At 71.4% G+C, this 26,836-nt stretch carries 7 protein-coding genes; 6 read left to right on the plus strand and 1 reads right to left on the minus strand.

Annotated features, from left to right (window positions below):
• Positions 1–45 precede the first annotated feature (45 nt).
• From BG90_RS26850 to BG90_RS26875, 6 genes are all read left to right on the plus strand, one after another.
• Positions 46–1,209, plus strand: coding sequence for a GntG family PLP-dependent aldolase (locus BG90_RS26850; protein WP_025989801.1), 1,164 nt, complete (start codon positions 46–48; stop codon positions 1,207–1,209).
• On the plus strand, positions 1,206–1,835 hold the full coding sequence (locus tag BG90_RS26855) for a GNAT family N-acetyltransferase (protein ID WP_010103528.1): 630 nt from the start codon (positions 1,206–1,208) through the stop codon (positions 1,833–1,835). The genes BG90_RS26850 and BG90_RS26855 overlap by 4 nt, the downstream gene beginning before the upstream one ends.
• Positions 1,832–20,623, plus strand: coding sequence for a non-ribosomal peptide synthetase (locus BG90_RS26860; protein WP_045568466.1), 18,792 nt, complete (start codon positions 1,832–1,834; stop codon positions 20,621–20,623). Before BG90_RS26855 ends, BG90_RS26860 begins: the two co-directional genes overlap by 4 nt.
• Before the next feature lie 90 nt (positions 20,624–20,713).
• Positions 20,714–22,435, plus strand: a complete 1,722-nt coding sequence (locus tag BG90_RS26865; protein WP_025989800.1) for a carbamoyltransferase family protein — start codon at positions 20,714–20,716, stop codon at positions 22,433–22,435.
• A 97-nt stretch (positions 22,436–22,532) separates the two neighbouring features.
• Entirely contained in the window at positions 22,533–24,917 is a 2,385-nt protein-coding gene (locus BG90_RS26870; RefSeq protein ID WP_045568467.1) for a penicillin acylase family protein, read from the plus strand.
• 534 nt (positions 24,918–25,451) lie between these two features.
• Positions 25,452–26,066, plus strand: coding sequence for a GNAT family N-acetyltransferase (locus tag BG90_RS26875; protein ID WP_010118714.1), 615 nt, complete (start codon positions 25,452–25,454; stop codon positions 26,064–26,066).
• Between the two features lie 74 nt (positions 26,067–26,140).
• Here BG90_RS26875 and BG90_RS26880 read toward each other — a convergent pair whose 3' ends face one another.
• Positions 26,141–26,788, minus strand: coding sequence for a 2OG-Fe(II) oxygenase (locus tag BG90_RS26880; RefSeq protein ID WP_025990223.1), 648 nt, complete (start codon positions 26,786–26,788; stop codon positions 26,141–26,143).
• Positions 26,789–26,836 lie beyond the last annotated feature (48 nt).

A 26,836-nucleotide genomic window follows, 5' to 3' on the forward strand; every position in this document is an offset into this window, starting at 1 on the left:
CGGCACGACGGCGCGACGGCACGCGACGCGCGGCACGCACATGCAATGACACGCACGACGACGGCCGCGAAGGCGGCTGTCTCGACGACGAACCGGCGCAGCCAGGCCGGGCGACCCAACACATGGACCGAGGCGATGATTGATTTCCTGAGCGACACGGTGACGCTGCCGACCGCCGAGATGCGGCACGCGATGTTCACGGCGAACGTGGGCGACGACTGTTACGGCGAGGATCCGACGGTCAACGAGCTGGAGTCGGTTGCGGCCGGCATGACCGGCAAGGAGGCGGCGGCGTTCGTCACGAGCGGCACGCTCGGCAACCTGACCGCGCTGCTCGCGCAATGCCCGCGCGGGCACGAAGTGATCCTCGGCGATCGCTCCGACCTGTACAACTACGAGGCGGGCGGGGTGTCGTTCGTCGGCGGCGCGGTGCTGCATCCCGTCGCGACCGCGGACGACGGCAGCCTGCCGCTCGAGCGGCTGCGCGCGGCGATCCGCGACAAGACCGACTACCAGTGCGCGCCCGCCGCGGTGATCGCGCTCGAGAATCCGCATTGCCTCGCCGGCGGCCGCGTGCTGTCGCTCGACTACCTGCGGCACGTGCGCGCGCTCGCCGACGAGCACGGGCTCGCCGTGCACATGGACGGCGCGCGCCTCTTCAACGCACAGGCGAGCCTCGGCGCGAGCGCGGCCGACATCGTCGCGCACGTCGATTCGGTCCAGTTCTGCCTGTCGAAGAGCCTCGCCGCGCCATACGGCTCGATGGTGTGCGGCAGCGCCGACCTGATCGATCGCGTGAAGCGCTACCGGAAGCTGCTCGGCGGCGGCACGCGGCAGGCCGGCATCATGGCGGCCGCCGGGCTCGTCGCGCTGCGCACGATGGTCGCGCGGCTGTCCGACGATCACCGCCGCGCGGCGCGCCTCGCCGCGGAGCTGTCGCGGATCCCGGGCATCGCGCTGCGCTCGGCGGCGGTCGAGACGAACATGGTGTTCTTCGACGTCGTCGAGCCGGGCAACGAAGCGTTTCTCGCCGCGCTGCGCGACGCGGGCATCCGGATGGGCGTGCTCGGCGACGGCGTCATCCGGGCCGTCGTGCATTACATGATCGACGACGACGCGATCAGCCGCACCGTCGACGCGGCGCGGGCGATTCTCCGTCCGTTCGCCCCGGCGTCCCAGCCGGCCGCCGTGCCGGAGGCGCAACGATGAGCGCCGTCTCGCTGACCCACGCGCATCTCGATTTCGGCCATGAAGGAACCCGCATGAGCACTTTTCCCCTTTCCACGGCGCGCCTCGTGCTGCGGCCGTTCAAGCGCGGCGATCTGGCCGCGTTCACCGCGTACCGGAACCATCCCGACGTCGCCCGCTACCAGAGCTGGTCGTCGTACACGGACGACGACGCGAACGCGTTCTTCGCCGAGCAGCAGGCGCTCATGTTCGATACCGACGACACGTGGTTCCAGATCGCGGCCGAGCACAAGGCCGACGGCGCGCTGATCGGCGACGTCGCGGTGCATTTCTTCGACGAAGGACGCCAGGCCGAGCTGGGCGTGACGTTCGACGTCGCCGCGCAGCGGCGCGGCTTCGCGCTCGAGGCGGTGTCGCGGGTGATCGAGCTGCTGTTCGCCGATCTCGGCAAGCACCGGATCGTCGCGACGGTGGATGCGCTCAACGCGCGCGCGCAACGGCTGCTCGAGCGGCAGGGCTTCCGCCGCGAAGGGCATTATCGCGAGAACATCTTCTTCAAGGGAGCGTGGTCCGACGAGTATGGCTATGCGCTGCTGAACCGCGAATGGCGGGCCCTTCGGCAAGCTGCGGCGGGAGGCGCGCAATGACGGCGTTCGGGAATTTCGTCGACCTGTGCACGCACCGCGCCGCCGCGAACGGCGACGCGCTCGCCTACCGCTATCTGAGCCCGCACGACGAGGATCGCGCGCTCAGCTTCGGCGCGCTCGATCTCGCCGCGCGGCGCATCGCGGCCCGGCTCGCCGCGAGCGGCACGCCGGGCGATCGCGTGCTGATCGTCTGCCCGCAGAGCCTCGACTACGTGAGCGCGTTCTTCGGCTGCCTGTACGGCGGCTTCATCGCGGTGCCCGCGTACGCGCCGCGCAACAACCACCATTTCGAGCGGCTCAGCAAGATCATCGAAGACGCGCAGCCGCGCGTCGTGATGCTGTGCCGCAAGCAGTACGCGGCCGTTCACGCGTTCATCGAGCAGAATCCGCCGCTTCGCGCGGTCGAGCTCGTCGTCGTCGACGAGCTCGACGACGTGGATCCGGCCGGCTGCCGGCCGCATGCGGCCGCGCGCGACGACGTCGCGTTCCTGCAATACACGTCCGGCTCGACGGGGCAGGCGAAGGGCATCATGGTGTCGCACGGCAATCTGCTCGCGAACGAGGAGATGATCCGCACGACCTGCGGCAACACGCCGGACAGCCGCGCGGTGTTCTGGCTGCCGCTGTTCCACGACATGGGGTTGATGACGCTGCTGCAGGGCGTCTACGTCGGCTATCCGACGTACCTGATGGCGCCGATGGATTTCCTCGCGAATCCGCTGCGCTGGCTGCAGGCGGTGTCGAGTTTCCGCGCGACGCTGACCGTCGCGCCGAACTTCGCATGGCAGCTGTGCGTCGAGAAGATCTCGCCCGAGCAGCTCGACGGACTCGATCTGTCGAGCGTGACGGCCGCGGTCAACGGATCGGAGCCGATCTCGGTGCGCACGCTCGACAGCTTCGTCGCGCGCTTCGGCGCATGCGGCTTTCGCCGCGACGCGTTCCGGCCGAGCTACGGCCTCGCCGAGGCGACGCTGCTCGTCACCGGATCGAGCGGACACGCGCCGAGCGGCGTGATCGAAGAAACGATGGTGTCGTCGGGCGGGCGCCGGACGGTGTTTCAGCGGGTCGGCTGCGGCCGGCCCGCCGCCGGCTGCGACGTGGCGATCGTCGAGCGCGACACCCGTGCGGTCCGCCGCGACGGCGAGGTCGGCGAGATCTGGGTCAAGGGGCCGCACGTCGCGCAAGGCTACTGGAACAATCCGGAGCAGACCGCGCAGACCTTCGGCAACCGCACCGCGGACGGCGCGGGGCCGTATCTCGCGACAGGCGACCTCGGGTTCCTGCATGACGGCGCGCTCGTCGTCACCGGGCGCTGCAAGGACGTGATCATCCTGCGCGGCGACAACTATTACCCGTCGGATCTCGAAGCGACCGCGACGGCGGCTCATCCGGCGCTCGTGCCGGACGGCGCGGCGGCGTTCACGCTCGCGGGCGACGACGCCGCGCCGGACGACGCCGCGGCGCAGGCGCTCGCCGTCGTCGCCGAGGTGCGGCGCAACACGCCGTCCGCGCAGTTCGCGGAGATCGCCGCGGCGATCGTCGAACGGATCTCGGCGGGCTACGGGCTCGCGCTCGAGCGGCTCGTGCTGATCAGGGAGCGCTCGATTCCGAAGACGTCGAGCGGCAAGGTGCAGCGCGGCGCCGTGCGCGCCGAGCTCGACGACGGGCGGTTGAAGACGCTCCACGACGTCCGTCCGGGCGAGACCGGCGTACGCGCCGCCGCGCAGCCGTTCGCCGAGCTGCACGCGATGCTTGCCGCCGCGCGCGGCGACGGCTTCGCGCGAATCGTCGACGGCTTCGTGCTGAGCCAGTTCGCCGAGATCATGAAGACGCCGTTCTACGCGCTCGACCTGACGCGGCCCGTCGCCGCGCTCGGGCTCGATTCGCTCGCGCTCGTCAACGTCCAGCACCGGCTCGGCGCGGCGCTGAAGATCGATGCGCCCGCGGAGCTGCTGTTCGGCGACGCGACGCTCGGCGAGCTGGCGGCGCAGATCGGCGCGCTCGCGCAGCGCGCGTGGGCGGAGCCGGCGGATTCGGCGGAGGCTACGGCCGCGTTGGGCGAAGCGGCGCAGTTGGCGTCGGCAGCATCGGCCGCGCCGTCGGCGGCCGCCGATGCCGGGTTCGAGTCGACCTCGGCGGTGGCCGGCTGGAACGCGACGCCCGGTCAAGCGGCGCTGTGGCTGATCCAGCAGGCCGACCGCGAATCGCGCGATTACAACGAGGGCTTCGTCGCCGCCGTCGACGGCGCGTTCGATCCCGAGCTGTTCATGCTCGCGCTGGCGCGCCTCGCCGCACGCCACGATGCGCTGCGCGTGACGTTCGCCGAAGTCGACGGCCGCCCGGTCGCGCGCGAAGCGGATGCGCTTGAGCAATCGACGGTCCGCAGCGCGGACGATGCGGCCGCGCTGCGGACCGCGCGCGACGCGCTCGCCGCGCCGTTCGACTTGAGCCGCGCGACGTGGCGCGCGGTGCTCGCGAAAGGGCCGAGCGCGACCTACGTCGTGCTGGCGCTGCATCACGCGATCGTCGACATGTGGTCGTTCGACATCCTGATCGCCGAATTGAAGCAGCTCTACGACGCGCTCGCGCGCGGCGCCGACGTATCGCTCGCCGCGGCCGGCGGCTATCGCGAATTCGCCGCGTGGCAGCGCGGCTGGCTGAACTCGCCGGAAGCGGCGCGGCACGCGGCGTATTGGCGCGATCGGCTGCGCGGGATGCCGGCGCGCTCCGCGTTTCCTTCGACGTCGACGTCGATCTCGACGCCCGCGCGCGACGCAAGCGCCGGCGCGCGCGCCCACCGCTTCGCGATCGATGCGCGGACGATGGACGCCGTGCGCGCGCTCGCGCAGCGGCACGGCCTCACGACCTACCACGTGCTGTTTGCGGCCGGCGCGCTGCTGCTCGGCCGCTACGCCGGCCAGCGCGACGTGGTCGTCGGGATGCCCGCGCACGGCCGCCCGCGCGCGGCCGACGCGCGCACCATCGGCTATTTCGCGAACGTGCTGCCGATCCGGATCGCGCTCGACGACCGCAAGCCGCTCGCCGGCTGGCTGCACGACGTCAAGGACGCGATCGTCGGCGGCCTCCGGCATCAGGCGCTGCCGCTGCCCGTGCTGGCCGAAGCGCTCGCGCTCGAGCGGGGCGCGCAGGACGGCGCGCTCGTGCAAACCGTGATCTCGCTGCTCGCGCCGAACGCGGCGCGCGCCGACGCACGCGCAGCCGACGACGCGGCGGACGCCGGCGACCGGCTGTCGCCGTTCGCGCTCGGCGAAGCGGGCGGCCGGCTCGCGCTGGGCGACGCGACGCTGACGTCGTGCGAATCGCGGCACGAGCGCGCGCCGTTCGACGTCGCTTTCACATTGATCGACGACGACGGCGGGCTCGCGGCGTCGATCGGCTACCGCGCCGATCGCCACCCGGCCGCGATGATCGAGCGGCTCGCCGCGAACTACCGCTGCGTGCTGGAGGCGCTCGCGCACGCCGCGCCCGCGCGGCTCGGCGACGTGCCGCACGTGTCGGCCGCGGAGCGCGAGCTGCTGCGCCGCAGCCTGACGCATCGGGCGCTTGCGCCGGCGTCGGCGGCGGGCGGAGACGGCGACAGCGTCGTCGATCGATTCCGCCGCACGGCGGCCCGGCAGCCGGACGCGATCGCGCTTGCCGGCACCGCACGCACGCTCACGTACGGCGAACTGGCGCGCGCCTCCGACGCGCTCGCGCATGTGCTGCTCGACAACGGCGTCGCGCCCGGCGACCGGGTCGTCGTCGCGGTCGGCGAGCGCGCGACGCAGACGCTCCTCGCGCTCGCGACGCTCAAGGTCGGCGCGGCCTACGTGCCCGTCGACCTCGCGAATCCGCCCGAGCGGCTCGCTTATCTGCTGAACGATTGCGGCGCGAAGCGCGTGCTGACCACGCGCCGCGACCGGTCGAGCCTGCCCGCGACCGGCGCGGACATCGTCTGCGCGGACGAGCTCGACGACGCGACGCTCGCACGACATGCGGGCCGCCCGCTGCCGCGCATCGCCATCGCGGCGGGCCAGCCCGCGTATTGCATCTACACGAGCGGCTCGACCGGTCAGCCGAAGGGCGTGCTCGTCACGCACGGCGGCCTGGCGAACCTCGTCGACTGGCACGTCGGCGCATTCGCGCTCGACGCCGGCGCGCGCGCCGCGATGCTCGCCGGCCCCGGCTTCGACGCGGCCGTCTGGGAAATCTGGCCCGCGCTGTGCGCGGGCGCGAGCCTCGCGGAGCCCGCGCCGGACGCGCGGCACGACGTGGCCGAGCTCGCGCGCTGGCTCGACGCGCACGCGATCAGCCACTGCTTCATGCCGACGCCGCTCGCGGAGGCGTTCATCGCGGCGGCCGCGCGGCCGCGCGCGCTGCGCTTCCTGCTGACGGGCGGCGACCAGTTGAAGGCGCGCGGCCGCGCGGACGACGGCTTCCGGCTGATCAACGCGTATGGCCCGACCGAAAACACGGTGGTCACGACGAGCGGCGCGGTCGAGCCGGTTCACGGCGACGACGCGTACGACCGCCTCGCGCCGCTGCCGGACATCGGCGCGCCGATTCGCGGCCAGTCGCTGCACATCCTCGACGCGCAACTGCGGCCGACGCCGCTCGGCGTGAGCGGCGAGCTGTACGTGAGCGGCGCGGGCCTTGCGCTCGGCTATCTGAATCGGCCCGCGTTGACGGCCGAGCGCTTCGTGCCGGCCCCCGACGCGTGCGCGTCCGGCGTGGAGTCGCCCGGCGTGGAGTCGCCGGGATCGCGGATGTATGCGACGGGCGACATCGTGCGGCTCGACGAAAGCGGGCGCCTGCATTTCGTCGGCCGCGCGGACGACCAGGTGCAGATTCGCGGCTTCCGGGTCGAGCCGGGCGAGATCGAAGCGGCGCTCGCCGCGCATCCGGGCGTCGCGCAATGCAAGGTGATCGCGTTCGAGCGCGAACCGTCGGGCAAGCTGCTCGCCGCGTACGTCGCGGGCGACGCGAGCTTGACCGAAGCGGCGCTGCGTACGTTCGTCGACAGCCGGCTGCCGTCGTACATGCGGCCCGCCGCGTTCGTGATCGTCGACGCGCTGCCGCTCGACGCGAACGGCAAGATCAGCCGGCGCGCGCTGCCGTCTCCGGCGCTCGCGGCCGGCGACGAAGCCGCCTTTGCCGATCCGGTCGCGCAGGCGGTCGCGCGCGTCTATCAGGATGTGCTCGGCTGCGGCCCGGTGCGCGCCGACGACGATTTCTTCGCGCTCGGCGGCCATTCGCTGCTGGTCGCGCGCGTCGCGTCGGGCATTCGCGCGCGGCTCGGCATCACGGTGTCGATTGCCGACCTGTTCGCGCATTCGAAGGTGGCGGCGCTCGCGGCGCACCTGCGCGGCGAGGCCGCCGCGCCCATCCTGCCGCCCGGGCGGCTCACGCGCGCCGGACGGCCCGCGCGCGTGCCGCTCAGCCCCGCGCAGCAGCGGATGTGGCTGCTGCAGGCGCTCGAACCGGACAGCACCGATTACCACGTCTGCGGCGCGCTTCGGGTGCGCGGCGCGCTCGATCTCGACCGGCTGGCGGCTGCGCTCACGCAGACCGTCGCGCGCCACGAAGCGCTGCGCACCTGCTTCCCGAAGCAGGACGGCGAAGCGTGCCAGGTCGTTTTGCCGCCGGCGCCCGTCGACGTGGAGCGGCTGTCTCTCGACGTCGGCGGCGCATCGCCGGCGGCGCGCGACGCGGCCGTGCAGGCGCGGATCGACGCGTGGGAAGCGCAGCGCTTCGATCTCGAGACCGGCCCGCTCATCAAGGCGGCGTACCTGCCGCTCGCCGATGACGACGGCTATCTGCTGCTGAATCTGCATCATATCGTCGCGGACGGACGCTCGATCGCGATCCTGCTCGACGATATCGCCGCGCGCTATGCGGGCCTGCGCGGCGACGCGGCCGGCGCGGATGCGCTCGACGCGCCCAACGCCCCGCACTACGCGGACTACTGCGTGTGGAGCCGCTCCGAGGCCGCGCGCGAACGCGAGGCCGCGTCGCTGCCGTTCTGGCGGACGCAACTGGCCGGCGAGCTGCCGGCGGGCATCGCCGCGCTGCGCACGACCCGCGCCGCCGCGGCGCTCGACACGCAAGATGCGCCCGGCGCGCGGCCCGGCGGCGAAGTCGGCGATACGCTGCCGGCCGATCTCGCGGAGCAAATTCGCGACGCTGCCGCGCGCTGGGGCGTGACCGAATCGACGGTGTATCTGGCCGCCTACGGCCTGCTCGTCGCGAAATTCGGCGGCGACGCCGACGTGCTGATCGGCATCGCATACGCGGGCCGCGATCTGCCGGACACGGCGGACATGATCGGCATGTTCGTCAACGTGCTGCCGATTCGCGTCGAGGTTGGCGACGCGGACGCGTTCGAGCGGCAGGTGCGCGGATGGCGCGACGCGTGCGTCCGCGCGTTCCGGCATGCGCACGTCAGCTACGAGCGGATGGTGGAGCTCGCGGGCGGCGACCGCCGCGACGGCGCGGGCGAGCTCGTGAAGGCGATGTTCGATTTCGAGGAGCGCGGGCTGCTGCCGCTCGCGCTCGGCGACGCGCAGCTCCGCGTCGAGCGCCGTCCCGACCGCAGCGCGAAATTCGACCTGACGCTGCGCTGCAGCCCCGACGCGGACGCGCGCATGCGGATCGCGCTGAACTTCCGGCGCGCCGCGCTGAGCGTCGGGCGGGCGCGGCGCCTGCTCGACGCATACCGGCTGATCCTCGAACAGGTGCTGCAAACGCCGGACCTGACGCCCGCCCGCACGCGGCTCGTCGACGACGCGCAAGCCGACGCGCTGCTGCGGCTCGGCGGCGGGCCGGCCGCGCCGTGGTCCGGCGCGCCGGTGCATCGGCAGATCGAACGGATCGCGCACGCCGATCCGGACGCGCTCGCGATCGCGGGCGAAGACGGCGCGCGCATCGGCTACGCGGTGTTCAACGCGGTCGCGAACCGGCTCGCTCGCCGGCTGCGGGCGCTCGGCGTCGCGCCGCGCGACGGGGTGGCGCTCTGCATGCGCCCCGGCCCGTCGTTCGCGCTCGCCGCGCTCGCGGTGCTGAAGCTGGGCGCCGCATACGTGCCGATCGACCCGCGCTATCCGGACCCGCGCAAGCTGCGCATCGTCGCGGACAGCGGCGCGCGGCTCGTCGTCACGGAGCCGGACGCCGCGCCCGCGCAGACGCCGGACGCCGCCGCGCTCGTCTGGTGGGACGCGCTCGCGGTGGAAGCCGCGACGCTGCCGGACGGCGATCTCGGCATCGAAACCGCGCCGGACGATCTCGCGTACATCGTCTACACGTCCGGCACGACCGGCGCGCCGAAGGGCGTCGAGATCCCGCACCGGGGCCTCGCGAACCTGTGCCAATGGCATGCGCGCGCATACGGGCTGCACGACGCGCCGCGGTCGATCCGCGCGAGCCAGACGGCGGGCATCGGCTTCGACGCCGCCGTGTGGGAAATCTGGCCGTATCTGTGCACGGGCGCGAGCGTCTGGTTCGCGCCGGACGCGGCGCGGCAGTCGTCCCGCCGTCTCGAAGACTGGCTGACCGCGCAGCGCATCACGCATTGCTTCGTCGCGACGCCGCTCGCGCACGCGGTGCTCGCGGACGGCTGGCTCGGCTCGCCGAGCCTCGCGTATCTGCTGACGGGCGGCGAGCGGCTCACGCGCCGCGCGCCCGCCGGCGCCCGCTACCGGCTGTTCAATCACTACGGCCCGTCGGAGAACAGCGTCGTCGCGACGGCGGGCGAAGTCGCGCAAGTCGCCGGCGGCGAGCCGCCGTCGATCGGCGCCGCACTCGACAACGTCCGCGTCTACGTGCTCGACCGGCACGGCCAGCTCGCGCCGCGCGGCGTGCCGGGCGAGCTGTGCATCGGCGGCGCGTCGCTGATGCGCGGCTACCGGTCGAACGACGCGCTGACGCGCGCGCGGCTCGTCGCCGATCCGTTCGCGGGCGTGCCCGATGCGCGCATGTACCGCACCGGCGATCTCGTATGCTGGAACGACGCGGGCGAGCTCGACTACGTCGGCCGCGCCGACAATCAGGTGAAGATTCGCGGTCACCGGATCGAGCCGAGCGAAATCCTGCATGCCGTCAAGTCGGACGCCGGCGTGTACGACGCGGTGGTGACCACGGTCGACCATCCGCAAGCCGGCCCGCAGCTCGTCGCGTACGTCGTGTTCGATCCGGCGCGCGCGGCGGGCGCGCCGGATCGCGCGGCGCGCGTCAAGCGCGCGATCGCCGCGCAGCTGCCGGAGTTCATGGTGCCGGCGCACATCGTCGAGCTCGACGCGCTGCCGCTGACGAGCAACGGCAAGGTCGACTACGCGGCGCTGCCCGCGCCGCGCGCGGCGAACGCCGATGCGCGGCGAACGCCGCTGCGCACGGAAACCGAGCGCGCGCTCGCCGGCATCTGGGGCGAGCTGCTCGGCGAGCCCGTCGACGACGCGCACGCGAACTTCTTCGCGCTCGGCGGGCATTCGCTGCTGGCCGCGCGGGCCGTCGCGCTGATCGAGACGCGCCTTGCGCGCGAGATTGCGCTGAAGGACTTTTTCGCGGCCGAGGATCTCGCGGCGCTCGCGCGCGCGCTCGACGCGGCCGGCGCCTATGCCGGCATTCCCGCCGCGCCGGCCGGCGCGCCGGTTCCGCTGTCGCCGTATCAGCAGCGTCTCTGGCTCGTGCAGGCGTTCAATCGCGGCAGCGTCGACTACAACGTCGTCGGCGCGCTGCGCGTGACCGGCGCGCTCGATCCGGCGCGGTTCCGCGCGGCCGTGTCGGCGGTGGTCGAGCGGCACGAGATCCTGCGCACGCGGATCGTCGACACCGGAGACGGCCCGCGCCAGCGCGCGCCGGACGGTGACGCGCGCGAAGCGGACCTGCTGCAGATGAACCTGACGGGCAACCCGCCGTCGATGCAGGACGGTTTCGTCCGCGACTACCTGGCTCGGATGGCCGTCGAGCCGTTCGACCTGGCCGCGGGGCCGCTCTTCAAGCTCGTGCTGATCCAGACGGCGGCCGACAGCGCGGTGCTCGCCGTGAGCTTCCATCACATCGTCGTCGACGCGTGGTCCGCGAACGTGTTCCTGCGCGATCTGCTCGAATGCTACGCGGCGCAACGCGCGCAGCGTGCGCCGCGGCTCGCTCCGCTGCCGATCCAGTACAAGGACTACAGCGTCTGGGCGCAGCACGCGCTGGCCCGCTCGGAGGACGCGCTGCGCGCGTTCTGGCGCGACTATCTGCACGCGCTGCCCGCGCATGCGCCGCTGCCCGTCGCGCGTCGCGGCGCCGACGTCGCCGACGCCGCGGCGCGCGCCGGCCGCCGGCTGTCGGTCGCGTGGCCGGCCGACACGCTCGCGCGGCTGAAGGCGCTCGCGCGCCGCGAGCAGGCGTCGCTGTACGAGGTGCTGATCGCCGCGTACTTCGCGTGGCTGCACCGGCTGAGCGGGCAGGCCGATCTCGTCGTCGGGATGCCGTACAACGATCGCGGACGCGCGGAGCTGGAGAACCTCGTCGGGTTCTTCGTCAACGTGCTGCCGGTGCGCGCGCGCGTGCGGCCGCACCTGTCCTACGCGGCGCTCCTGCGGCAGGTCCGCGACGATCTGCGCCGCGTGTACCGGCATCACGCGCTGCCGTTCGACCGGATCGCCGAGCAGTGCACGGACGCGGCGGGCAGCCTGTTCCAGACGATGTTCGACCTGCAGGCGGAGCCGCTCGCGGCGGGCGGCGGCAGCGAGCGCGGCGGCCTGCGCGCCGAGCTGCTCGACGGCGCGCCGGAAGCGCCGGTCGCGGACCTGTCGGTCACGTTCCGCGAAGCGGCGGACGGGCTCACGCTGTCGTGCGTATACGCGGCCGAGCGCTTCGATGCGCCGGCCGTCGAGCGCTGGCTCGACAACTTCCGCGCGCTGCTCGACGGCGTGGCGACCGACGCCGATCAGGCCGTCGGGCGCCTCGCGTTCCTGACGGCGGACGAGCAGGCGATCGTCGACCGGCTGCGCAACGCGGCGAGCGTCGACCATCGCGGCGTGCTCGCGGAGGCGGGCGGCGCGGCCGGCCCGGCGCTGCTGCACCGGCTCGTCGACCGCTGGGCGACGGTCGCGCCGGCGGACCCGGCGCTCGTGTCGCCGGTGGAAACGCTGAGCTTCGCGGAGCTCGCGCGCCGGACCGACCGGCTCGCCGGCATCCTGTGGGAAGAGGGCGTGCGGCCGGGGATGGTGGTGGGCGTCGAGGCCGCGCACGGCGTCGACGCGGTGCTCGGCATCATCGCGACGATCAAGGCGGGCGCGATCTGCTTCCCGGTCGACGTCCGGCTGCCGCCGGACCGGCTCGACGCGGTGATCGCGGACAGCGGCTGCCGCCACGTGCTCGCGTCGGCGGGCGCGCCGCTCGGGCGCTTCGACGGCAAGCGGCTCGCGCTCGACGGCGCGGCGTGGCGCACGCGCGACGCGGTCGCGCCGGCCATCGACGCGACGCCCGACCACGGCGTGTTCCTGACCTACACATCGGGCACGACGGGCGCGCCGAAGGCGTCGGTGCTCCATCATCGCGGCATCGTCAACTACATCGGCACGGTCGTCGAACGCTTCGGCTATGCGCGCGGCGATCGCGCGATGCTGTTCGCGCCGCTCACGTTCGACGCGTCGCTCGAGGAGATTTTCGCGCCGCTGTGCGCGGGCGCGTCGCTGTACATCGGCGACGAAAACGTCAAGCGCTCGGTGCCGGCGCTCGTCGACACGTGCCGCGCGCAGCGGATCAGCGTCCTCACGCTGCCGACCGCGTACTGGCGCGTGCTGAGCGAGCATCTCGCGGCAAGCGGCGGCGCGGCCGAGCTCGGCGCGGTGCGGCTCGTCAGCATCGGCGGCGAAAAGGTCACGCTCGAGGCGATCCGCCAATGGCATCGCGCGACGGCGGGACGCATCGCGCTCTACAACATCTACGGGCCGAGCGAATGCTCGATCGGCAGCATCGTCGACCGGATCGATGTCGAGCGCGCGCTCGAAGACGGCGAAGTCTATCTGCACCACCCCGTCGCGAACGCGCATCTGCACGTGCTCGACGCGTGCCTGAATCCGGTGCCCGCCGACATGCCGGGCGAGCTCTACATCGGCGGCGTCGGCGTCGCGCACGGCTACCACGGGCGGCCCGCGCTCACCGCGCAGCGCTTCGTCGCCGATCCGTTCGCCGCCGCGCCCGGCGCGCGTCTGTACCGGTCCGGCGATCTGGTCCGCTACGACCTCGAAGGACGTCTCCATTACCTCGGCCGCACCGACTTCCAGGTGAAGGTGGACGGCATCCGCGTCGAGCCGGAGGAGATCCAGGCGGTGCTCGAATCGCATCCGGAAGTCGCGCAGGCGGTCGTGCTCGCGGGCGAAGCGCGGCATGCGCGCAATCCGCTGATCGGCTATGTGATCCTCGAAAAAGCGCCGGCCGGCGCGCGCGCGGCGACCGGCACCGACGGCGCGGCGTTCGTCGACTTCCTGCGCGCGCGGCTGCCCGCGCACATGGTGCCGACCCAGGTCGTCGTGATGGACGCGTTCCCGCTGACGACGAACCAGAAGGTCGACCGCCGCGCGCTGCTGCTCGCGGCGAACGATTCGGTCGTGGCCGCGCCCGCGCTGTCGGCGACCGAAACGGCGCTGCTCGCGCTCTGGCGCGAGCTGCTCGGCGACGACACGTTCGGCATCGACGACAACTTCTTCAGCCTCGGCGGCAGCTCGCTGCTCGCGATCCGCATCAACAGCCGCGTCGAGGCGATGTACGCGGTGCGGCTGCCCGTCGCCGCGCTGTTCGACTGCCCGACGGTGCGCGCGCTCGCGGTGCTCGTCGAGCGGCTGCGCGCGAGCCGCGACGCCGTTCTCGACGAAGCCGCGCAGCCGATCGAGCGGATCGACGCGCGCGCGACGCCGCTGTCCGGCGCGCAATACCGGCTCTGGTATCTGCATCAGCGCGATCCGGACAGCACCGCGTACCATCTGCCGGACCTGCTGAAGCTTGCCGGGCCGCTCGACGCCGCCGCGCTGCGCACGGCGCTCGCGCGCACGCTCGACGAGCACGAATCGCTGCGCACGACGTTCGTCATCGAAGGCGAGACGCCGCTGCAGGTGATCGCCGCGCAGGCGCAGCCGCGGCTCGACGTGCACGACCTGTCGGCGCTCGCGCCCGATGCGCGCGACGCCGCGCTCGATGCGCTCGTGCGCCGCGCGCTCGACACGCCGTTCGATCTCGCACGCGGACCGCTCGCGACGTTCGCGCTCGCGACGCTCGCGCACGACGAGCACGTGCTGCTGTCGGTGTTTCATCACATCGTCGTCGACGGCTGGTCGGTGGGCCTGTTCCAGCGCAGCCTCGCGCGCCATTACAACGCGGCGCGCGGCGGCCGCGCATCGGCGCAATCCGCTGACGACGCGTCCCCGCGCGCGCTGCAATACCGCGACTTCGCCGCGTGGCACCGCCGCGTGCTCGACGGCGGCGAGCGCGAACGTCAGCTCGACTACTGGCTCGCGCAGCTCGACGGCACGCTGCCGGTGCTGCAACTGCCGACCGACTTCAATCGCCCGCCGCAAGCGAGCGGCAGCGGCGAAGCGTTCTCGTTCGAGCTCGACGCGGCGCTCGCCGCGCGGCTGCAGGCGGTCGCGCAACGGCATCACGTGTCGATGTTCATGCTGCTGCTCGCGGCGTATGCGGCGCTCCTCGCGCGCTACGCGCGGCAGGACGATCTGCTGATCGGCGTGCCCGCGCTCGGCCGCACGCGGCCCGAGTTCGAGTCGGTCGTCGGCTTCTTCGTCAACACGCTGGTGATCCGGGTGCGGGCGAATCCGTCGATGACCTTCGCGAGCCTGCTCGAGCACGTGCGCGCGACCTGCCTCGACGCGTTCGATCACCAGGACGTCGCGCTCGAAGAAATCGCGGCCGGCGTGAACGCGCGGCGCGAACGCGATGGCGGCGGGCTGTTCCAGACGATGTTCTCGTACCAGGAGGCGGACGCGCTCGAACCGGCCGCGTTCGACGGGCTCGTCGCGACGAGCGTCGAGCCCGAGCACCGGAGCGCGAAGTTCGATCTGTACCTCGCGACCTGGGCGCAGGACGGGCGGCTCCACGGCGGCTTCGAGTTCAGCACCGACCTGTTCGAGGCCGCGACGGTCCGGCGCATGGCCGATCACTACCGGAACCTGCTCGCCGGCGTCGCCGCGCATCCGGACGGCGCGCTCCACGCGCTGCCGCTCCTCGGCGACGACGAGCGCGCGTACCAGGTGCGCACGCTGAACCAGGCGTCGCGGCCGCTGCCCGACGGCGTCTACGTGCGCGATCTGTTCGCGCGGCAGGCGGCGCTGCATCCGGCGCGCGTGGCGGCGACCTGCGGCGCCGCGTCGCTGACCTACGGCGAGCTCGACCGCGCGTCCGATCGCGTCGCGCGCAATCTGCTCGCGGCCGGCGCGCGCGGCGAGGATCTCGTCGGGCTGCTGATCGGCCGCAATCTCGACTATCTGGTCGCGATGCTCGGCGTGCTGAAGGCGGGCGTCGCGTTCACGCCGATGAACCCCGATGATCCCACGCACAAGCTCGACCGGATCGCCGAGCTGGGCAACGTGCGCTACGTCGTGCACGACGCGGCGAGCGCCGATCGCGCGCACGCGCTGACGACGCAGGCGGCGCGCCTTGCGCTCGACGCGCTGCTGCGCGAGCCCGCGGCGGCGGTCGACTTCCTGCCGCTCGCGCCGTCTTCGCTCGCGTACGTGATCTACACGTCGGGCTCGACCGGGCAGCCGAAGGGCGCGATGATCGAGCAGCTCGGGATGCTGAACCACCTGCTCGCGAAGATCGGCGACTTGGCGATCGGCGCGGACGACGTCGTCGCCGAGATGGCCGTGACGACCTTCGACGTGTCGATCTGGCAATACCTCGTCGCGCTGCTGGCCGGCGGCCGCACGGCGGTGATGCCGGGCGACGCGGCGTGGGATCCGCAGCAGCTGTTCGCGCAGCTCGACGCCGACGGCGTGACCGTGTTCGAATCGGTGCCGTCGCACATGAAGATCCTGATCGACGAACTCGAAGCGCGGCCGGGCCATCATCGGCTCGACCGGGTGCGCGTATACGTCAGCAACGCCGAAGCGCTGACGCCCGCGCTGTGCGCGCGCTGGTTCGCGTGCGCGCCGCACATTCCGGTGGTCAACACGTACGGCGCGACCGAGTGCTCGGACGACACGAGCCACCTGTGGATCCGCGCGCCGCTGTCGACCGCGTTCCCGTACGTGCCGATCCAGGGCACGCTGCCGAACCTGACGACCTATCTGCTCGACGAGCGTCTCGAGCCGGTGCCGGTCGGCGTGACGGGCGAGGTCTACATCGGCGGCGTCGGCGTCGGGCGCGGCTATCTCGGCGATCCGGCGCGCACCGCGCGCGCGTTCGTGCCGGACCCGTTCTCGCCGGAGCCGGGCCGCCGTCTCTACAAGACGGGCGATCTCGCGCGCTACCGGCCGGGCGGCACCCTCGAGTTCCTCGGCCGCGAGGACTTCCAGGTGAAGATCCGCGGCCAGCGGGTCGAGATCGGCGAAGTCGAAAAGGCGATCGGCGATCACGACAACGTGCGTCAGGCGGTGGTGGCCGCCGCGCGCGACGGCAAGGACCGCCTGTATCTGCTCGGCTACGTGATTCCGCATCGCCATCCGGCGCCGACCGTGGCCGAGCTGCGCGCGTTCGTCGCCGGCCGCGTCGCGAGCTACATGGTGCCCGCGTCGTTCGTGCTGATGGACGAATTCCCGCTGAACGCGAACGGCAAGGTCGACCGCAAGCGCCTGCCGAAGCCGGCGGATCAGGACATCTTCCGGCGCAACGAGCACGTCGCGCCCGCGACGCAGACCGAGGCTCGGCTCGCCGAGTTGTGGCGCGAGCTGCTCGACGTCGACGAGATCGGCGCGCTCGACAGCTTCTTCGAGCTCGGCGGCCATTCGCTCGTCGCGGCCGAGCTGACGCTGCGGATCCGCACGCTGTTCGGCGTCGCGCTGCCGCTGCGCACGCTGTTCCAGTCGCCGCGGCTGCGCGACGTCGCGGCGGCGCTGGACGCGCTGCGCACGTCGGCGGACGCGGCCGGGCCCGCGCGCATCGAGCGCCTGCCGGCGCGCGCGCACTACGAGCTCGCGCCGTGCCAGGTGCCGGAGTGGTACGCGTACCAGATGGATCCGACGAGCCCCGTCTACAACATCAGCGTCGCCGACCTGTTCTTCACCGGCAAGCTGAACCGCGACGCGTTCGTCGCCGCGTGGCGGACGATCCTCGACCGGCACGACGTGCTGCGCGTGAAGTTCGACTATCGCGACGGCGCGCCGATCCAGATCGTCGATCCGGCGATCGACATCCGCGCGGACGACGTGTTCCTCGATCGCACGACGCTCGCCGGCGCCGACGCGATCGACGAGGCGAACCGGCTCGGTGCGCGGTTCGGCACCGCGCCGTTCGATTTCGCGAACGGTCCGCTGTTCCGGCTGCACGTCGCGAGCTACGCGGGCGACTTCCATCAGTTGATCTTCGTCGTGCACCACATCATCTGGGACGAGACGTCGCTGATCAACCTGATGCTGGAGCTGAGCGAGCTGTACAACGCGCATGCGGCGGGCCGCGCGCCGAACGTGCCGGCGATCGAGGTCGGCTATTTCGACTACGTGCAATGGATGCACCAGCAGCTGCGCTCGGGCGCGTTCGACGAGCACAAGCGCTACTGGCTCGACATGTACCGCACGCTGCCGCCGCCGCTCGACCTGCCGACCGACCGTCCGCGGCCGAACCTGATGTCGTACCGCGGCGACGCGCTGCGGACCTGGCTGCCGCGCGGCGTCGTGCGCAAGATCGACGCGTATCTGAAGCAGCACGACGTGACGCTCTTCATGCTGCAGCTCGCGATCCTCGACTGCTACCTGAGCCGCATCAGCGGCCAGCGCGATTTCGTGATCGGCTGCCCGATCGCGGGGCGCGCCGACGCGCGACTGAAGCCGCTGCTCGGCCTGTTCGCGACGCCGATGCCGATCCGCTGCACGATCGGCGAGAACATGACGTTCGGCGAGCTGCTCGCGCAGGTGTCGCAGCGCACGCTCGAGGCGTTCGAGCATTATCACTATCCGTCGAACCAGGTGATCGAGCAGCTGCAGCACGAGAAGGACCTGTCGCGGCCGAAGCTGTTCTCGATCATGTACGGCGTGCAGAACAACAAGACCGACCTGATGGGCCGGCTGAAATTCGACGGCCTCGCGCTCAGCCTCGAGAACGTGATCGACACGGAGAACAAGTCGTCGCGGTTCGATCTGAACTTCGTCGTCGACCAGTTCGGCAGCGACATCATGTTCAGCTGCATCTACAACGCCGACCTGTTCGACGCGTCGACGATCGAGCAGATGCTCGACAACATGACGGCGCTGATGGATCAGGTGCTCGACGACCCGGACGAGCCGCTGTCCCGCTACACGATGGTCGGCGCGAACGGCAATCCGCCCGCGGTGCTGCACGGTCCGCGCGTCGACTACGACGGGACGGCGACGATGCATGCGCTGATGGCCGGGCAGGCGGCCCGCACGCCAGCGGGCACGGCGCTCGTCGCGGAGGGCGTCGAGTACGACTACGAGACGCTGAACCGGCAGGCCAACCGGCTTGCGCATTATCTGCTGTCGCTCGGCGTGGCGAGCGGCGACAACGTCGCCGTGATGCTGCGGCCGTCGTTCGAGATGGTCGTCGCGCTGTACGCGATCCTGAAGGTGGGCGGCGCGTTCGTGCCGATCGGCACGCAGTATCCGCAAAAGCGCGTCGATGCGATCCTGCGCAACGCGGGCGCGCGCTGGGCGCTCACGCAAAGCGGCCAGCGGCGCGCGTTCGCCGCGTTCCCGTACGACGTCGTGTGCGTCGACGACGTGATGGGCGCGCTCGGCGGCTATTCGGACCGCAACCCGCCGCCCGTCGATCCGCGGCAGCTCGCGTACGTCCTGCACACGTCCGGCTCGACCGGCGTGCCGAAGGGCATCGAGATCGAGCATCGCGGCGTCGTCAGCATGCTCGCGGACCTGCAGCGGACCTATCGCCTCGACGCGAACGACCGCGTGCTGTTCCACACGCCGTTCACGTTCGACGTCTTCATCCAGGACGTGTTCTGGCCGCTCGCGTCCGGCGCCCGCGTCGTCGTGATGGGCGACGACGCGCTCAAGAGCGCGCACGGCTTCGCCGACGTGATCGAGCGCGAGCGGGTGACGCTCGCCCAGTTCGTGCCGGCGATGCTCGAGACGCTGGTCGACGCCCGCGAGCGGGGCGAGATCGCGGGCCTCGCGTCGCTGCGGCAGGTCATCTGCGGCGCGGCGGCGCTGTATCGCGGCCTCGCCGAGCGCTTCGCGCGCGCGTTCGACTGCCGCCTCGCGAACCACTACGGCCCGACCGAAGTGACCGTCGACGCAAGCCGCTTCGACTGCGGCGAGCCGTTCGCGGGCGACACCGTGCCGATCGGCCGGCCCGTCGGCAACGCGAGCCTCCACGTGCTCGACGCGCACCTGCAGCCGGTGCCGCGCGGCGTGATCGGCGAGATCTGCGTCGCGTCGCCGGGCCTCGCGCGGCGCTATCTGAACGACGACGAAGGCACGGCGCGCGCGTTCGTCGAGGTCGTCGTCGACGGCGCGCCGCTCCGGCTGTACCGGACGGGCGACCTCGGGCATTGCGATCGAACGGGCGTCGTCTACTTCCACGGCCGGGCGGACAAGCAGCTGAAGATCCGCGGCAATCGCGTGGAGCTCGACGAAATCGGCAGCGCGCTGCGCGGCCATCCGGCGATCGCCGCCGCCGCGCTCCAGTACCGCGAGGACGCGGCGCACGGCGGCCGGCTCGTCGCGTACGTCGAGCAGGCGGCGATCGACCATCAGGTGCCGGCCGGGCCGGGCGGCGCGCCGCTGTACGCCTTCACGCTCGAGCAGCGGCCGGAGCTCGCCGCGGCGGCGCTCGCGTCGCTGCCGGGCGCGCCGGACGATTCGGATTCGGCGCGCGAGCTGGCGCGCCGTTTCCCGGCGTGCCAGCTCGTCGTGACGGACGGCGCGAGCGCGGTGACGGCGTTCTGCCAGGCCGTGCCGCTTCGGATCGAGGCGACGGCGGGCGGCGATGCGCCGTCCGCCGCGCCTGCGCTCGGCCGCGACGCGGCGCGGCGGCTCGCGCTCGCGCAGCAGGACGACGGCGTCGAGCCGAACGCGCTGTACGTGCTCGACGATGCGGCGACGGGCGCGCTGGCGACGCCGCCCGCCGCGCGCGCGGCGCTGCTCGCGCAGTGGCGGCGGCTCGCGGCGGCGCTCGGGCTCGCGCGCCTGCTGCTCGCGAGCGCGGGCGGCGGCGCCGCCGCCGAGCCTGCCGACGCGCTCGGGCAAGGCGCGGGCGCTCGTGCGTACCTGACGCGCGATGCGGTGCGCGCGTGGCTGCGCCAGTCGCTGCCCGACTACATGATCCCCGACCAGGTCCACTTCATCCCCGCCATCCCGCTGACCGACAGCGGCAAGGTCGACGCGCGGAACCTGCCGGTGATCGAGGCCGACGAGCGGCCGGGCAGGGAGGCGGCCAGCACCGCGCTGCAGCGCGAGCTGATCGACGTGTGGGAGCGCCTCCTGCAAGTCGAGCAGATCGGCGTGACCGACGATTTCTTCGTGCTGGGGGGGCAGTCGCTGAAGGCGATCGAGATGGTCGCCGAGGTCGGCCGCCGCTACGGCGTGAAGATCCAGCTGCGCCAGTTTTACGAGAACCCGACCATTCGCTATCTGGAAACGCTGCTGACCGGGCGTGCGTGACGCGAATGACGGCGCGTTCCGGCTTGCCGCCGGCCGGAACGCGCACACATCGAGAAGCGGACCATCGAGACAACCAGAAAGGACGTCAACGTGTACATACTAGGCATCAACGCTGCATATCATGAGTCCGCCGCCTGCCTCATCAAGGACGGCCAGGTGGTGATGGCGATCGAGGAAGAGCGCCTGAACCGGATCAAGCACGGCAAGCTGTCGACGCCGGAGACGACGGGGCAACTGCCGTGGAAGGCGATCCGCAAGTGTCTCGACGCGGCGGGCATCGGCCTCGACGCGTGCGCGCACATCGGCTACTCGTTCAGCCCGGACATCCTGCAGAAGGGCGTCGCGTCGTGGCGCTCGGGGAACGGCGGTGCGCACGAATGGCCGCTCGACAAGGAAAGCTATCAGACGCTCGAAGGCGGGCTGAATTTCGCCGAAGGCGTGCTGTCGTCGCGCCGGCAGCTGATCGAGGACGCCGGCTTCAAGGGCGAATTCCATTTCCTGCCGCACCACGACTGCCATGCGGCGAGCGCGTTCCACGTGTCGCCGTTCGACAAGGCGGCCGTGCTCGTGATCGACGGCATCGGCGAGTGGGCGAGCACGTCGCTCTATCACGGCGACGGCGCGACGCTCACGAAGGTGCACGACTTCCTGTTCCCGAACTCGCTCGGCTTCGTGTGGGAGAAGCTGTCGAAGTATCTCGGCTTCAGCCAGTACGACGCGTCGAAAGTAATGGGGCTCGCCGCCTACGGCGACGGCGCGAAGACCATCGACCTGTTCTCGCGGATCGTCACCGACAAGGAGAACATGACGGTCGATCTCGCGGTGCTGCGCCACGAATCGCCCGATTTCACGACGCTCGAAACGCTGTTCGGGCTGCCGCGCCGGCACGAGCCCGTCGACTTCAACACCGACGACTGGCAGGCGTACGTCGACGTCGCCGCAGGGCTGCAACTGCTCACCGAGCAGGTTTTGCTGCACATCCTGCGCAAGTTCGATCGCACGACCTACCGGAACCTCTGCATGGCGGGCGGCGTCGCGCTGAACTGCGCGGCGAACGGCGTGATCGTGCGCGAGAAGCTGTTCGACGACGTGTTCATCCAGCCGGCGTCGAACGACGCAGGCACCGCGATGGGCGCGGCGTTCCTGATCTGGAATCAGGTGCTCGGCCATCCGCGCGAATACGTGTTCAACCATGCGTATCTCGGTCCCGAGTATTCGGACGGCGAGATCGAGACGGTCCTGCAGCGCACGAACCTCGCGTACCGGAAGGTCGACATCGAGAAGGAAGTCGCGAAGCTGATCGCGGGCGGCAGCATCGTCGGCTGGTTCAACGGGCGGATGGAGTGGGGCCCGCGCGCGCTCGGCGGCCGCAGCCTGCTCGCGGACCCGCGCAACAAGGCGGTGCGCGAGCTGATGAACGTGAAGGTCAAGCACCGCGAGCTGTATCGCCCGTTCTGCCCGAGCATCCTCGGCGAGCGCGCGGAAGAGTGGTTCGAGGGCAGCGCGAGCGTCGCGGCCGGCAAGTACATGCTGACGACGTCGCGCGTCCGCGCGGAGAAGGCCGGGCAGATTCCGGCCGTCGTGCACTTCGACGGCACGGTGCGGGCGCAGACGGTGTACGCCGAAGACAATCCGCGCTACCACCGGCTGATCGCCGAGTTCGACGCGCTGACGGGCGTGCCGCTGCTGCTGAACACATCGTTCAACGATTCGGAGCCGATCGTGTGCACGCCGCAGGACGCGATCAACACGTTCATGAAAACCGACATCGACTATCTGGCGCTCGGCAGCTATTTGATCTCGAAGCACTGAGCGGCCTCGAAGCGCCGGCCGCCCGCCGCTCCGTACGGGAGGCGGGCGGCGCGGCGCCATCCCGTCTCACCGTCTCGTCTCACGAACCCGCGTACCCATGACTTCTCGCACGAACCGCTTGCGGCGGTGGCTCAAGATCCTGCCGGGCCTCATCATCCTCGGCGCGCTGCTCGTCGCGGCCGGCGCGGCGCTGTTCCTGCGCGCGAGCCTGCCGCAGCTCGACGGCGACGTGCGCGCGCCGGCGCTCGGCGGGCCGATGACGATCGAGCGCGACGCCGCCGGCGTGCCGACCGTCGCCGCGCGCGACCGCTTCGACGCCGCCTACGGCATCGGCTACCTGCACGCGCAGGACCGCTTCTTCCAGATGGACTATCTGCGCCGGACCGGAGCGGGGGAGCTGGCGGCGCTGCTCGGGCCCGCCGCGCTGGATTTCGATCGCGAGCACCGGCTGTTCCGGTTTCGCGCGCGCGCCGCCGCCGCGCTCGCGCAGTTGCCGCCCGACGAGCAGCGCCTGCTTCGACGCTACGCGCAAGGCGTCAACGACGGCCTCGCCGCGCTCCGCGCGCGACCGTTCGAATACGCGCTGATCGCCGAGCGGCCGGCGCGGTGGCGGCCCGAAGATTCGCTGCTCGTGATCTGGGCGATGTACTTCCAGGTGCAGGGCACGCTCGCGTCGCGCGACATCGCGCGTAACTGGCTCACGGAACACGCGACGTCGCAGCAGGCCGCCTTCCTGCTGCCGTCGTCGAGCGGATTCGACGCACCGCTCGATGCGTCGCGCATCGACGAAAAACCCGCGCCGCTGCCCGACGCCGCGCCCGACTGGTTCGGCGCAGCAGGCGACGGCGCGACCAAGCGCGCGTCGCTCGACTTCCGGTCGTCGGTCGGCAGCAACAACTGGGCGATCGCCGGCAGCCGCAGCGCGCGCGGCGCGGCCATCGTCGGCGACGACATGCATCTCGTGCTCGGCCTGCCGAACACCTGGTATCGCGCGGCCTTCACGTATCCGGCCGGCGCGGCGCCCGTCCGGCGAGCCGTCGGCGTGACGCTCGCCGGGCTGCCGGCGATCGTCGCCGGCAGCAACGGACATGTCGCCTGGGGCTTCACGGTCGGTTACGCGGATTGTCTCGACCTCGTGCCGCTCGAGCGGGACGGCGACGATCCGCTCGCGTTCCGGATGGGCGGCGCGCGTCAGGTCGCGCGCCGGTACGTCGAATCGATCCGGGTGCGGGGCGGCGCGCCCGTCGCGCTGACGGTGCTGGAAACGACGGCCGGGCCGGTGCGGGAAATCGGCGGCCGGCTCTATGCGGTGCACTGGGTCGCGCAGTCGCCCGGCGCGGTGAACCTGGGGCTTGCGCGTCTTGCGGACGCCGTCGACGTCGACGGCGCGATCCGCGCGGCGAATACGCTCGGCATCCCCGCCGAGAACATCGTGGTCGGCGACCGCGCCGGACAGATCGGCTGGACCATCGCCGGCGCGCTGCCGGATCGGCGCACGCCGCGCGACGGCGACGGCGGCAGCGACGGCCCGGCGTGGCAGTCGCTGCTGCCGCCCGACGCGTATCCGCGCGTCGTCGATCCGTCGGGCGGCCAGATTTGGACCGCGAACAACCGGCAGTTGGCGGGCGACGCGTACCGGCTGATCGGCGACGGCGGCACGGATCTCGGCGCGCGCGCGACCCAGCTGCGCGACGGGCTGACGGCGCTCGGCCGCACCGACGAACGGGCGGCGTATCGCCTCGATCTCGACGATCGCGCGCTGTTCATTGCGCAGTGGCGCGACCGCGCGCTGCGCGTGCTCGACGACGCGGCGCTCGCCGGCCATCCGTCGCGCGCGGAATTTCGCCGGCTGCTCGCGAACGGCTGGACGGGCAGGGCGAGCTTCGATTCGGTCGGGTACACGCTCGCGCGCGGCTTTCTGTATCGACTGTACGACGTCACGTTCGACGGGCTCGACGCACGCCTGAAGCAGGTCGATGCAGGCGCGGACTACGAACTGGCGAATCCGCGCTGGCCGGCCGTCGTGGCGCGGCTGCTCGACGCGCAGCCGCCGGGCTGGCTGCCGGCCGGCGCGTCGAGCTGGCGCGACGTCCAGCTGATGGCGATCGACCGGACCATCGCCGCGCTCACGGCCGACGGCGCGCCGCTCGCGCAGGCGAGCTGGGGCGCGCGCAACACGCTGCGGATCGCGCATCCGTTCGCCGGCAGCCTGCCGCTGCTCGGCAGCCGGCTGACGGCGCCCGCCGCGCAGATGCCGGGCGATTCGCACATGCCGCGCGTCGCCGCGCCGGATTTCGGGCAGTCCGAGCGGATGGTCGTGTCGCCGGGGCACGAGGAATTCGGGATCTTCAACATGCCGGGCGGGCAGAGCGGGCATCCGCTCAGTCCGTTCTTCCTGGCGGGCCACGATGCGTGGGTGCGCGCGGAGCCGACGCCGTTCCTGCCCGGCGACGCGCGGCATACGTTGAGATTCGCGCCGTAGCGGACGGGGGAGGGACGCTTCGGCGTGAATCCGGCCGGGGGCGTCGATGTGGTTGCCGTGCGGCGCGGTTGCGATGCGCGTCGCGGATCATGCGGCGCGCCGTGGCCGCCGTATCACCCTCTCGGTGGGTCACGAAACCTTACTCAAGGCGCTCAACGCGGCATGACTTGCCATGACTGCTGTGCGTCAAAACGAGGCAGGGTCACGCCGTCAAACTTGCCCAACTGCGCGGCTGCCCGGCTCGCGCCAATGACGCTCGCCGGGGAGGCCGTCATCCGGCGGGGCTTGCGAAGACACACCGATATTCAGCCTCCAGCTCGGCTTCGAATTCGCCTCAAATTGTGGAGGCATCGCAAGAGTGAAGGATCGCTCATGATTCAACCGTCGGCGGTTGTGCGGACCGATCGGCAATGCGCGGTCCGCCGACGCAAACGCAGCGCGCCATCGTCGGTTCGCCGGAACCGCCGTCGCGCTGTGATTGAAGCGCACCGGTTTCCGGCACGCTCGGAACGGTCAAATGCGAGAGGAGGAATCATGCAAGAGCATGTCGATGGCGCCGTCGGCCGATCCGCTCCGGTTATCGAAACCGCACGCTTGGTTCTGTCCGGCCATCGCCTGGAGGATTTCGACAGCAGCCGGGCAATGTGGGCCGATTCCGACGTGACCCGTTTGATCCGCGACCAGCCGTTCACGATCGAAGAGTGCTGGTTTCGTCTGTTGCGCTATGTCGGACATTGGCATCTGCTGGGCTTCGGCTACTGGACGATTCGCGAAAAGCACACCGGTCGCTTCATCGGCGAAGCGGGCTTTGCCGATGCCAAGCGCGACATCATTCCCGCGCTCGGCGATGCGCCGGAATTAGGCGGCGCGTTGACCCCCGCCGCGTGGGGAAGGGGAATCGCACGCGAGGCGTTGGATGCGGTGCTGGACTGGGCGGACGAACACCTGGCGGTTCGGCGCACCGTTTGCCTGATCGACCCCGGCAATCGCTTTTCCATTCGACTGGCCGGGGAGTTCGGTTATCGGGAGGTCGCCGCCACCGAATACAAAGGCCAGCCGATTCTGCTTTTCGAGCGACCGGCGGCCGAACCCCGTAACCGGAACGATCGGCCATCGGCCGCGGCCGCCGACCGAGACAGGCCCGCATAGTCCGCAGCCGAAGGAGAAGGCGAACCCGGCCGACCGGCTTCGCCCGGCGGCGGCTCACCTGGGCAGTCGTCGGGTCATGCGCGTCGATTGACCTTGTCGTGTCGCGAGTAAAAATAGACCAGCGACGTGCGCTCGTTGGCGCGCACCGTTCTGACTTCGTGCCGGTGCATGCAGCTCGTGACGATGACCGTGCCGTAAGTCGGCGCGAAGACGTTCGACGGCCGCCCTTCCGGATGGACCACGAATTCGCCGCCGTCGAAGGCGCGGCCCAGCTGGATGACGACGGAGAATTCGTAGTCCGGATTGCTCGCGGCGTCGAGGTGCATGCCGATGAAGGAGTCTTTCGACATCCGGTTGATCTGGCATCGCCGGATGAAGTACTCGGCATGCGTGGCGAACAGGCTGCCGAAAAATTGCGTTCGCCGGGCATCGGCGAGAATGTCCAGTATCTGGTCCGAGTGCGGCCGATTGACGAGTTGCGGCAGTTCGCCGGCCCGGTCGATCATGATGCGCCGGACATGGATGTCGTGCGTGTCGCCGGCGTCGCCGGCGGTCACGGATTCCTCCGGAATCCGGGCTTGCAGCGCGTCGATGCGCTCCAGCTCGTGCGCGTCGAAAGCCACATAAGCGGGGAGCATCACGGTTCCCACGTCCCTCAACTGCGCGGCGTAGTCCGCCATTCCTCCTGCGTTGCAATGGAAATGAAGTTCGGCTGTTTCCATGCGCTTCTCCTGGTTGTTTTCGCCCGAGGCCCGATACGCAAAAAACGC

This window comes from Burkholderia oklahomensis C6786, from assembly GCF_000959365.1.
Lineage (GTDB): Bacteria > Pseudomonadota > Gammaproteobacteria > Burkholderiales > Burkholderiaceae > Burkholderia > Burkholderia oklahomensis.

What these genes read in the sequence shown, in the direction of transcription:
- BG90_RS26875 (WP_010118714.1), top strand. Translation starts at nt 25,452, where the DNA reads ATGCAAGAGCATGTCGATGGCGCCGTCGGCCGATCCGCTCCGGTTATC.
- BG90_RS26850 (WP_025989801.1), top strand. Translation starts at nt 46, where the DNA reads ATGACACGCACGACGACGGCCGCGAAGGCGGCTGTCTCGACGACGAAC.
- BG90_RS26860 (WP_045568466.1), top strand. Translation starts at nt 1,832, where the DNA reads ATGACGGCGTTCGGGAATTTCGTCGACCTGTGCACGCACCGCGCCGCC.
- BG90_RS26870 (WP_045568467.1), top strand. Translation starts at nt 22,533, where the DNA reads ATGACTTCTCGCACGAACCGCTTGCGGCGGTGGCTCAAGATCCTGCCG.
- BG90_RS26880 (WP_025990223.1), bottom strand. Translation starts at nt 26,788, where the DNA reads ATGGAAACAGCCGAACTTCATTTCCATTGCAACGCAGGAGGAATGGCG.
- BG90_RS26855 (WP_010103528.1), top strand. Translation starts at nt 1,206, where the DNA reads ATGAGCGCCGTCTCGCTGACCCACGCGCATCTCGATTTCGGCCATGAA.